Annotated in this window: 8 protein-coding genes; all 8 read left to right on the top strand. The window is 29.5% G+C overall.

Annotated features, from left to right (window positions below; translation table 11 throughout):
* Positions 1-242: 242 nt before the first annotated feature.
* The 8 genes from rhuM to FGM02_RS11705 all read left to right on the top strand — a co-directional run bounded on the left by rhuM (position 243) and on the right by FGM02_RS11705 (position 11958).
* Positions 243-1202 carry a virulence protein RhuM/Fic/DOC family protein gene (gene rhuM / locus FGM02_RS11735; protein WP_139958576.1) on the top strand — a complete coding sequence of 320 codons (960 nt, stop codon included), beginning with the start codon at positions 243-245 and terminating at the stop codon, positions 1200-1202.
* 30 nt (positions 1203-1232) lie between these two features.
* On the top strand, positions 1233-1586 hold the full coding sequence (locus FGM02_RS11730) for a four helix bundle protein (protein ID WP_139958575.1): 354 nt from the start codon (positions 1233-1235) through the stop codon (positions 1584-1586).
* Between the two features lie 129 nt (positions 1587-1715).
* On the top strand, positions 1716-3347 hold the full coding sequence (locus FGM02_RS11725; RefSeq protein WP_139958574.1) for an HsdM family class I SAM-dependent methyltransferase: 1632 nt from the start codon (positions 1716-1718) through the stop codon (positions 3345-3347).
* A complete protein-coding gene (locus FGM02_RS11720) occupies positions 3337-4623 on the top strand; it encodes a restriction endonuclease subunit S (RefSeq protein WP_139958573.1) in 1287 nt (428 codons plus the stop codon). Before FGM02_RS11725 ends, FGM02_RS11720 begins: the two co-directional genes overlap by 11 nt.
* A 6-nt stretch (positions 4624-4629) precedes the next feature.
* Positions 4630-8217, top strand: a complete 3588-nt coding sequence (locus FGM02_RS11715) for a COR domain-containing protein (RefSeq protein WP_139958572.1) — start codon at positions 4630-4632, stop codon at positions 8215-8217.
* Positions 8218-8331 carry a DUF6979 family protein gene (locus FGM02_RS18425; RefSeq protein ID WP_394344441.1) on the top strand — a complete coding sequence of 38 codons (114 nt, stop codon included), beginning with the start codon at positions 8218-8220 and terminating at the stop codon, positions 8329-8331.
* Positions 8332-8372: 41 nt separating this feature from the next.
* Positions 8373-10607, top strand: coding sequence for an McrB family protein (locus tag FGM02_RS11710; RefSeq protein ID WP_139958571.1), 2235 nt, complete (start codon positions 8373-8375; stop codon positions 10605-10607).
* Positions 10600-11958, top strand: coding sequence for an McrC family protein (locus tag FGM02_RS11705; RefSeq protein ID WP_139958570.1), 1359 nt, complete (start codon positions 10600-10602; stop codon positions 11956-11958). Before FGM02_RS11710 ends, FGM02_RS11705 begins: the two co-directional genes overlap by 8 nt.
* Positions 11959-12657 lie beyond the last annotated feature (699 nt).

The following is a 12657-nucleotide window of genomic DNA, read 5'->3' as shown; positions in this document are numbered from 1 at the left end:
TTTGGTGATCAATCAATTTAAAAACAAACAAAAAATAGATATCAATGCAACCGATGTAAAACGTATTAACAACATATTGGTAAAAGAATATATCAATGAATACAATGGCTATGTAGCTTAATAGGAAAAGTGCTTGTCGCAAAATATGCGACAACCATTCGATAGATAGTGTTCAATAAAAAAATATATAGAAAAAAGAGCAAGAGTTAGTTGAATCAATACAACGACTAAATTCAAAGAGGATGGAAAATAAAATTGACATATTTAAATCTACTGACGGTATTGAGGTTCAAGTAAAATTAGAACAAGATACTGTTTGGCTTGATGCGCATCTAATTGCTAAACTATTTGGTGTACAAAGACCAGCTATTGTAAAGCATGTAGGTAATATATATAAATCTAAAGAGTTAAAGGAAAATTCAACCTGTTCCAAAATGGAACAGGTTGCCTCAGATGGAAAACTTCGTAAGATGAAATTGTATAATTTAGATATGATTATTTCAGTTGGATATCGAGTAAATTCATCGCGTGCTACTCAATTTAGAATATGGGCAAATAGTATTTTAAAAGACTATTTAGTAAAAGGCTATGCCGTCAATCAAAAACGTTTAGAACAAAAAGAACAAGAAGTACGTGTTTTAAAAAATGGTATTCAAATTTTAAGTAGAGCCATAGAGGACAAAACAGAAGACAACCAATGGTTGAAAATATTTGCCAAAGGCTTAAGCTTGTTAGATGATTATGATCATGAAGAATTAGATGCAAAGGGAATATCTACAAAAGAAGCTGAATACCCAACTTTAGAAGAGTACCAACAAATTATCAAACAAATGCTAACGGAGTTTGATTCTGATGTTTTTGGAAAAGAAAAAGATCAAAGTTTTCAAAGTTCTGTAGCGCAAATAGCAAAAGGATTTGGAACAGATGATTTTTACACCACATTAGAAGAAAAAGCCGCAATGCTATTGTATCTGGTAGTAAAAAACCATTCTTTTGTTGATGGAAATAAACGCATAGCAGCTGCTTGTTTTCTGAAATTCTTACAACACAATAACATGTTGTTCAACAAACAAAAGCAACCCATAATTAGTAACGATACATTGGCCAGTTTAACTTTATTGATAGCTTCTAGTAAGCCCGAAGAAATGGAAACCGTAAAGCGTTTGGTGATTAGTGTGTTAAATAGAAATAGAGGTAAATAAGAATTAAGAATTACGAATTAGGAATTACGAATGATGAAAGAAAATGTCGTACAGATAAAATCCTTCGATTTTGCAATTAAAATTGTAACTATTTGTAGGCTGCTTCAAACTGAAAAGAAAGAGTTTACCTTAAGCAAACAGTTATTACGTTCAGGAACGTCGATAGGTGCAAATATAGAAGAAGCAATAGGAGGGCAAAGTAGAAAAGATTTTTTTGCCAAATTAACCATTTCATATAAAGAAGCCCGAGAAACAAAGTATTGGATAAGATTGTTAACCGATACTGATTATTTAACAAAACAACAATCAGAACCCTTATTAGAAGATATTGAAGAACTACTTAGAATTATTGGAAGCATTCAAAAAACAATTCGTAATTCGTAATTGAAAATTGATAATTCATAATTCATAATTGAATACCCGTAATTCGTAATTGAAAATTGATAATTCATAATTCATAATTGAATACCCGTAATTCGTAATTAAAAATTGATAATTCGTAATTGAATAAATATGACAAAAACAGCACAGTTTGAAACCCAGACCAAAGCACTGATAGACGATTTAAAAAGCGTGTGTGCCAATTATGGTTTAGGAAATGATGGAAATGAATTTAAAATTATTACCCAAGTATTTTTATACAAATTTTTAAACGACAAATATGTTTACGAACTAAAAAAGATAGAACCCAAATTAGCAGCAGCGAATAATATTGATGAAGCACTGAAAGCATTTTCTGACGATGATTTAGAAATGTTGAGCATGCAACTCAACCAAAACACAGCATTACTTGCACCTAAAAATTTATTGACACGTTTGTTTGAACAGCAAAACAAGGACAAGTTTGCCGATATTTTTGACGAAACCTTATTAGATGTTGCCAGAGCGAATAATGATATTTTCTCTGTACTAACACAAGGTGGAGAACGAATTGTATTGTTTGAAAATATTAGCAAATATGTAACAGATGATAGAGATGAGTTCTGCAAAGCATTGGTGAACAAATTGGTCAATTTTAGTTTTGAACATATTTTCGAGCAGAAGTTCGATTTCTTTGCAACAATTTTTGAATACCTAATTAAAGACTACAATTCAGATAGTGGAGGTAAATATGCAGAGTATTTTACACCACATGCCGTAGCCAAAATTATGGCAGCTTGTTTGGTTACCGATAAAGAGGTGACCAATGTAACTTGTTACGACCCGAGTGCAGGATCGGGTACTTTGTTAATGAATATTGCACATGCCATTGGCGAAGAAAAGTGTACCATTTATTCTCAAGATATTTCTCAAAAATCTTCTGCCTTGTTGCGTTTGAATTTAATTCTAAACAATCTGGTACATTCCATTCAGAATATTATCAAAGGGAATACCATATTAAATCCTTACCACAAACAAGAAGATGGACAATTAGAACAGTTTGATTATATCGTGTCGAATCCGCCATTTAAATTGGATTTTTCTGATTACAGTGCCGATTTAGAAACGCCAGCCAATAAAGAACGTTTTTTTGCAGGAATCCCAAATGTTCCAAAAACCAAAAAAGAATCTATGGCTATTTATTTGCTGTTTATACAGCACATCATGCATTCTTTAAAAGAAGGCACAGGTAAAGCGGCCATTGTAGTGCCTACTGGATTTATTACCGCACAAAGTGGGATTGATAAAAAAATTCGTCAAAAACTCGTAGAAAGTAAAATGTTGGCAGGGGTGGTATCCATGCCTTCTAATATTTTTGCAACTACGGGTACCAATGTGTCTATTTTGTTTTTAGACAAAGCCAATACCAAAGACGTGGTGTTGGTAGATGCTTCTAATTTGGGAACTAAAGTAAAAGAAGGTAAAAACCAAAAAACGGTGTTAAGCGAAACCGAAGAACAACAAATTATAGACATCTTTAATGCTAAAGAAGCGAAAGAAGATTTTTCTGTGGTAGTCTCGTATGACGACATCAAAGCAAAAAACTATTCTTTAAGTGCTGGGCAGTATTTTGAGGTAAAAATTGAATATGTAGATATTACCTTAGAGGAATTTTCAACTAAAATGAAGGGTTTTGAAAGAAATTTAGAGGGCTTGTTTGCTGAGTCTAAAGAATTAGAAAAGGAGATTCAGATGAATTTAAAGGGGTTGAGGTATGAAAAGTAAATTATTAAAAGACCTCTGCTTTTCTGATAAATGTGGTATTTATGGAATACCCGCAATTGCTGAAGATTATGATGTCAATAAGACAAGGTATTTAAGAATAACTGATATTTCAGTAGATGGAAAGCTTTTGAATAACAGCAAAAAAAGTGTTACATCCGATGATATTGAAAAGTACATTTTAGAAGAAGGTGATATTGTTTTTGCGCGGACAGGAAATTCTACAGGTAAATCATATTTTCATGAATCAAAGAATGGAAGATTAGCTTTTGCAGGTTTCTTGATAAAATTTGGCATAAATTCAGAATTAGTTAATCCAAAATACTTAAGATATTACACAATAACTAATCACTATAAACTATGGGTAGAGAATTTTTCTTTGGGTAGTACTAGAGGAAACCTAAATGCTCAATCTTTTGGAGAATGTCCAATTCCATTACCCGAAAGAAAGCAACAGGATCTTTTAGCCAAAGTACTTTCAGATTTAGATGCCAAAATAGAAATCAACAACAAAATAAACCAAGAATTAGAAGCCATGGCAAAAACGCTGTATGACTATTGGTTTGTTCAGTTTGATTTTCCAATTGTCACTTCGAGCGGAGTCGATAAACCCTATAAATCTTCTGGAGGTAAAATGGTTTTTAATAAAGAATTGAAGAGAGAAATTCCTGAGGGGTGGGAGGTGAAAGAAATTATAAACTTATGTACAAGAATTGGGGACGGTCTTCATGGAACACCGAAGTATGTAGAAAAATCTGATTATAGTTTTATTAATGGAAATAATCTAAAAAATGGGTTTATTTCAACTGATAATGACACTAAAAAAGTAAGTGCTCAAGAATATGAAAAACATTTTATTGAGTTAAATAACAATTCAATTTTATTATCCATCAATGGAACTTTAGGAAACCTAGCGATATACAATAATGAAAAAGTGATGCTAGGTAAAAGTTCTGCTTATATTAATTGCAAAGAAAATCATAGAACTTATTGTTATGAATACTTAAACCAAAGCCATATGAAAAAAGTGTTTTGGAATATTGCAACGGGTTCAACAATTAAAAATTTAGGATTAGAATCAATAAAAAAACTTAAAATTTTAGAACCAAACAATAATTTGATTGAACAATTTAATCAACTTACTAAATCTATTGAAAATAAAAGAATAAACATTTTTAAACAAAACCAAAAACTATCCGAATTAAGAGATTGGTTGTTGCCAATGTTAATGAATGGGCAGGTAAGTGTAGTTAATTCTGATAAAAGCAAAAATGATTAACATGCTATGAATAACAAGACACTTAGATTAAATAAAGTACTAAGAGAACTTAATATTTCACTCGATAGAGCAGTCGAATATTTAGCTTCAAGAGGTATTAATGTAGAAGCGAGACCTACAACAAAAATTAATGAGGAAGTATATAATTTATTAAAAGTAGGTTTTGGTCCAACTCAAACTAATCAAATAACTAAAACTGAAGAACCTACTAATGGCTATTGTCATATACATATAGTTGGTGAAAAAAGCTCTGGTAAAACAACTTTAGTTAAGAATCTGTTTAGCAACAATATTTTAGAAAACAATAATAATTTAATCAATGCTGTTTTTAGTAAAAAACATGCTGTAAAGCTGTCTATATCTGAAATTGAAGATTCTGAACTTGATAGTTTAGATAACATTTTTGGAGAAAAAGCAGGAAATATTTTTATTATTTATGTAAGTACAATAATTGATGAAAATTTAATAAATGAAAGAAAAATTATTTCTACTATTAAAGACAAGTACCCAAATTCAATAATATATTTATTTATTGACAACAAAATTGTAAAGTCTTTTAAGGCATATTTATTCAAGTTAACAAAAGGTATTAGAGATGTGTTTTACAGTTCAGAACATTCTAAACATGATTTTAGTAGTATTAAATATGTTTTGGAAAATGCGATAATTAACTATAGTACAAATAGGTTAAGTTCAATTGAATCTAAAATTAAAAGTAATTTACTTCATAAAAGAACAACTTTAGATTTAGGTAAAAGTAATTTAACCAGTTTACTTGAGATACCAGAATTATTTGATTGCACTCATTTAGAAACTTTAATATTAAGTAATGAGTGGGCTGAATTTAGGGAGGGTAAATGGCATAGAGAGGTTAGTGAAAATTCAAATGGAAATAACAATATTGGAATGCTTCCATTGGAATTTGAAAAATTAAAAAATTTAAAAATATTAATTGCTGGTGGTGATTGGAATATAAATAAAAAGAATTGGATCAGTTGGCGAATATTTGACATATCTCCTTTAATGAATTTAACTAAACTGGAGTATATTAATATTAGTAACAATTTAATTTATAAAATTCCAAACTTATCAAAATTAGATAACTTAAAAGTATTACACTTAAATAATAATGATATACATAAAGTATACAAATATTTAAAAATCAGTAATTTAAAAGAAATTTATTTAAGTAATAATAACTTGCAGAGTATTTCCTTTTTAAAAGATTCACCAAATATTACTACTATAGATATACATGCTAATAAAATCAAAGACTTAGAACATATTAAAGTTATTATTGAAAAAATAAACATAACTAACAGCAAATGGGAGAAGTATACTATTAACGTTGCTAAAAACCCTTTAGCAAAACCACCATTGGAGATTGTTAATATTGGTAAAAAAGCGGTTCTAAATTATTTTAATGAACTGGCATCTGGTAGAAAATATATAAATACAGATGTTAAATTAATTTTAATAGGGAACAGTGAAGTCGGTAAAACAACATTGGCTAAATATCTTGACAATGAAAAAGAATTAGATATTGATCACATTCCCACAAATTGGCTTGAAGAGCGTGAAATTATAAGTAAGGACATTGTTGATTCAATAAATAAAAAATGTACAATTAATCTTTTTGATTTTGGAGGACATGATTATTTTCATGACACGCATCATTTATTTTATAATTCAAATACAATTTATCTTCTATTATGGGATAAAAATTCCAATAAATTAGACTTGAGAAATATCCTTCAAAAAAATAAGAAGGGTGAATCTTTAGAGACAGAAATTCAAGATTATCCACTGAAATACTGGTTGGATTCTGTTAAGCATTACATTAAAGATGATGAAACTGAAACATTTGATTTTGAAATAAACAAATCAGATGAATATAATAGTGATGTATTGGTCATTCAGAATAAAGTTGAAAGTACAAAAGACATTGTTTGTCTAAATAACAAAAAATTAAAAAAGTTATATCCATTTATTTATGACTTTATCAATATTTCAATAAAAAATAATAGAAGAAATCTTACATACTTTGATTCTGTTTTTAAAGAAATATTAAATAACACATCAATTATTGGTGCACAGTTGCCAGCTTATTATGGGAAAGTTAAAAATAGTTTAAAAAATTATAATGATGACCCTATTCTTAATATTAAGAAGTTTCAATCTTATTGCTCTTCCTTTACCAAGGTTGCAATCACCCTCGATCAAACTAGATATTTAGCTAATTATTTGAAACAAGTTGGTTTAATACTTTATTATCCATCCTCCCCAGGAAATAATGAAGAAATTTATATAGATAAGAGTTGGGTCTTAAATAAAATTCATCAAATTTTAGAGGGATTAACTTTAAAAAAGGGAGAATTTGAAATGGGATATTTAGATGATATCTTTAAAAATTCCATTAGTAAAAGTGCAAAAGAGAGTATCATAAAACTGATGATAGATTTTAAAATGATATTTCAACATCCAGTTTCGGATAAATATATAGCTCCTCTTTATTTACCTTTAAAACCAATAAAAATTTTAAGTTTATTTATTGAGGATAATGAAAAACCTTTTAGAAGATTCATTTACAAAGGATTTATTCATAAAAATGTAATTCTTAACCTTTTTCAAGAGTATGGTAAATTTGTAATTAAAGACAATTCTTCAGGCCGAGACTTTTATTATTATTGGCGTGATGGTTTAATAATCAAAGATACTATAAGTAATGAAGTCGTAAAAATTCAATTTCACCTAGGTGATAACGAAGGGAACGCATACATAGACGTATTCAAATTGAATAATAAAAATCAAACTGATTTTGTAAATAGACTTATTCAATATATTCATGAAATTAATAAGGACTATGATATTGAAGAGACTGTAACTACAGATGGGATTGATTATATCTCATATGAGCTACTTAACACATATGCTAAAGAAGGTAAATTAATATTTACTGAGAAAAGTTTAAATGATAACAAAGCTAACCGAATTGAACCAAAAGTTTTTGAATTAAAAAATTATAATATGTTTATAGAAGGTGGAATAAAAAGAAAGAAGGTTGTTATATCATATTCGAAGAAAGATTTAGTTAGAGTTCATACCTTTAGAAGATATTTAAAGCCACTTGTCGATTTGGAGTTAATTGATAAACCTTGGTATTGTACTTTACTTAATCCTGCAGATGAATGGGATGACAAAATTCAAGAAAAATTTAATGATGCTGATATTATCTTTTTTATGGTAAGTGAATATTTTTACAGCACACAATATATTGTTGAAAAAGAAATTAAACAAGCAATCGATAGATACGACAATGATAAATCTGTTAAAATAGTTCCTGTAATTTTAGAACATTATTCATGGGGTAGAAAAAATCCTTATAATTTACAGAGGTTTTCCGCCTTACCGTTTCAAGCTAAACCTATAAGTGATTTTAAAAATGAAAAAATTGCTTGGAATACTATTACTTCTTCGGTAAAAGCAATGATAGAAAAAGATTTAGATCCTGCTGAAAAAGATCTAATATCTAGAGATATGCAAGAAATTTATGAAAGACAAGTTGAAGGTAAGCTTGATAATAATAGTAATTAAATTCGACTTTCCCCAAAAAAAATATGGGAGAAATTAGAGCTAGGAGATAAAAGATCTAATTCTCAAATGCATGTGGTTTTGGCTTTGTGGGAAAAGGGTTTGATAGTGAAATAGTACAAAATAATAGTGAATAATATTTAAGAAATAGATTTGATATGATTAATTATTCGGAATATGAAAGTCAAGTGTATACATGGCTCCAAGAGAAGCGTGAAGTAGATCCTAATTTCACATTCTCTGTTAGAAAGAGAGCTTCCAAAGGAGCAGAAGGTGATTATTTTATAGGAACGCTAAAATCTCGTTATTTCAGTACCACCTTTTGGAATATACCAACATCCTATCCAGGTGCATCAGGCGATTGTATCAGTCTTATTTTTGATTATAGAGATGATTTTTATGGCTATACATTTGAGCTTATACAGACGAATTCACCTGAGGACGCTCAAAATACAGCTGTCTTAAATCTTGTGAAATCTTTGCAAGAAAAACTAGCACCTCATTTTTCGTTTTCTCACAAAGCAGACGAGGGACAAAAGATTTTTACACTAAAAACCAAACAACGTCAAGAAAAATACACTGTTTTGAATGGCATGTTGAATGATGTTGCAGAAGATTTAAAAACCATTCTTCTATTAGTTGATGAAGCCATACTAGAAGAAAAGGGAAGAAATAAGGAGCTTAAGGCAGCTAGAATATCCGTTTTAGAATTTGAGGAGATGCAAACTAAATTGAAACTTCGCAGAAATAAGAACAAAACAACCGTTGTTAGTGATCATGATAAACTTGTTGCTAGCTTACAAAAAATTGGATATACAAATGCTGAATTTTTATACAAAAACATATCTTTAATCCTAAAATTTCTTTCAATTCAAGAAGGAGATCAAAAAGTATGTTACAACCTTACAGAAACAAACATAGTAGGACTTACAATAGGACAAAGATACGTACTTACATGTGAGCCTAAGAAATCAGGAAATCTATTTGGTTATTTAGACGCGTCAAAACCTTCTGATTGGTATATTAGAACTTTAGAAACCTCCAAAATTTTGAATAATTTTGATGCTGTTTTATCAGATGCAAAGAAGGAACTCATAAAAACCAAAAAGTCTGGATATTTAGAACACAGTTCGAGATCATTGGAAAAAATATTTTTCAGCACCGCTTTTAAAAAAGAAATTTTCTCAGAAGCTTTTCCTTTAATAACAAGCAAGCCACAGATGATAAACGTACCACTAAATCAAATATTTTATGGTCCTCCAGGAACAGGAAAAACATACAATACAATTTTAGAAGCGGCTAAAATTATTGAGCAAGATGAAGCATTAGATTATAAAAATGCTCAAATTATTTTTAATAAAAACCTAGGCGACCGCGTTGAATTCATTACGTTTCACCAAAATTATAGTTACGAAGATTTTATCCAAGGTCTTAGACCTGATACCGAATTAAGTGGTGAATTGTCTTTCTTTAAAAGTGATGGCGTTTTTAAACGAATAGCGGATAGGGCACTTAAAAATTTAAAGGATTCGGAAAATCCTGATGCGGCTAAAAAGGAGTTTCATGAAGTTTTTAGTGAATTGATTGCGCCACTTCATGAAGGGGATCTTGAAGAGCTTGAAATTAAAATGAAACAGACATCATTTTACATTACAGAAGTTGGAGAAAAATCAATTGAATTTAGAAAAAACCAAGGGGATTCTGTACATACACTTAGTATCAATACATTAAATAAGATGTATGCTAATGGAGAGAACAATCTTATTTTAGGTGGTTTACAACCTTATTACAACCCAATTTTAAATCGATTACTTGAAAACGGAAAAAGCAATGTAAAGCCTGTTGAAAAACAGAATTATGTGATCGTTATTGATGAAATAAATAGAGCAAATATTTCAAGAGTCTTTGGAGAGCTCATAACACTAATTGAAAAAGATAAAAGATCTCATGGAGCAATTCCGCTAAGCGCAACTTTACCTTCAGGTGAAAAGTTTATCGTGCCTTCTAATTTGTATATCATTGGTACCATGAATACGGCAGATAAATCCATTGCACTTTTAGACATTGCGCTACGAAGACGTTTTGAATTCAGACCGATGTATCCGAAATATAATCTTCCAAATATTCATAAGTCGGAGTTTTTAAAAACACTGAATGAGGCAATAGTTGCATCAGGAAAAGGTCATGATTTTACGATAGGACACTCTTATTTTATGTGTGGCGAAAACGAATCATTTGATTTTGAAAAGACCATCAATAATAAGGTAATTCCATTGCTGTTGGAGTATTATATGAATGATGAAATTGAAGTTAAGAAAATACTAAATGAGGTTTTAAAAGCGGAAGCGTATAAGGTAGATAATTGGCCTTTAGAAATCATAGCAAATGATTAATCTGTTTGAGTATAAAAATGCTGAAGAATTCCCAAAATCTCAATATGAAGATTTGGAAGTGTTTTTAGATGATATATGGGCGAAAAGAGAAAAATCAAGTTATTATTTTAACGAAGAAGACAACAGAGTTGAGCAACAGCGTTTTATTCAGTTTTTACACAAGTCAAAAACGCTTAAATCGAATAAATATGTAGGTGTTATTCATTTTGAAGGAAAAACAATCAACCTATTACCTAAAATTTTCTACAAAAGTGAAGAACCTTCTGAGAGCGACGTACATGCATTTAACAAACATATTTTATGGTGGTTAAGTTATTGTCGGAAATTAAAATTTCCTAACTACTTATCTGGTTTATCAAATGAGAAATCCGATTTCTTTGAAATTTTAATTTACCTGTTTAGCAAATACACCAGAGAGTTGTTAAACTCTTCTATTTATCAAAAATATAAAGAGGTTAGTAGAGAACTTTCTTATGTGAAAGGCAATGTAAATTTTAATAGTTATATACAGAACAATGTATCCAAAGGGCGTTATCATAAAGTTAGTTGTGAATTTGATTCTTTTGAAATAGACAATGAATTTAACCGTTGTGTAAAGTTTGTCTCTAAATTGCTGCTGTCCATAACAAAACAAAGTCAAAGCAAACGTTTTTTAAACGATATCTTATTCATCTTGGATGAGGTGAAGGATATACCTATAACTGCTGATAAAATGAAGAGGATGACGTTTAATCCTATGTTTTCATCTTTTGAAACGATTAGAGATTATTGTGTTTTGTTTTTAGAAAATAGTGTGTCCTTCAATTATAAAAACTCACTAAAACTCTTTGCTTTTCTAGTACCTATGGAATACGTATTTGAAGACTTTATTTTTGGATTTATAGACAAAGAGATAGAAGAAATTAAGGCCAAAGCACAAATAGGGTCTAGGTACTTAGATAAAGAAAAAAACTTCCAATTAAAACCAGATTTAAACCTGAGCGTTGGCGGTAAAAAATACATAGCAGATACCAAATACAAAATTGTATATGCTGATGAAAAGGATGCCAAAAAGGGAATTTCTCAAACAGATTTGTATCAAATGTTAGCCTATGCAGTTCGGTTTAAAGTAAACAACATCGTACTGTACTATCCGAATACGATCCATATGAAATCTCCAAACAATTCAGAATTATCTATCGTAGATGAATTAGCAAATGGAGAGCAAGTAAAAATTAAATCATTCCAGTTGCCCATAATTAATTTTGAACTATTGGAAGAAGCTTATATAAGTAAGCAAACAATACAACTCGATTTTGAAGAAACAAAGCTAAATTTAATAACTGCTATTCAAAAAACAATGAGTTCGTAATAACGAGAGCTTATAACGGAAGAGGTTTAATTTAAATTGTGTTTTTTAAGCTGTTGTTTTTGAGATGTTATAAAGTGCTTTAGATTATTTTATTTTTATAAAAAAAACAGTAAGTTTAGATTTAAATACAATCATCCCATAGATTGGCAAAGTATATTGATTTATTGGTTGAATGTTTTCAAAGAGGTCATAGTTCCGTCAAGTCAAGTAGTAAAAGAATAATCTTTGTGGGACAAAATAAATAGATAGGTGATTTTGTTTCTTTTTAAACTCACTATTTAGTTTTAGTAAAGTCAAATTGAATACATATAATTACTTAATTATAATAAATTCGACGTTTTGATAAGAGTTTGTATGTTTTTACAGGTTCTTATTTCGGTACATTTAAAAATATCAAAAACTTAAAATACTGATTTTTAGTGAATTGAATTCTTATTGAAAAGTCCCGTCCAGACCGCAAAAGCGAATTCAAATAAGCTTAAAACCTTGTAAACTTAATGTTTACAAGGTTTTTTTTTTGTTTGACATATTAAATTATTTGAAATATTATGGATCAGGTGCAATTTCTGGGTCTTATTAGTTTCAGGCATAAATTTTGATCAATCTAAATAAGAAAAATTTTAGGTCAGTTACGCGTCTAAAATTCCTTCTAAAGTCTTTGATTTTGGCGTTAAAAGATTCAGCTGCTGCATTTGTACT

Origin of the sequence: Flavicella sediminum (genome assembly GCF_006381105.1) — a bacterium.
In the GTDB taxonomy this organism is placed as follows: Bacteria; Bacteroidota; Bacteroidia; order Flavobacteriales; family Flavobacteriaceae; genus Flavicella; species Flavicella sediminum.
Note: the sequence above shows the minus strand (reverse complement) of the source record. Positions and strands in the feature narration are given on the sequence as shown.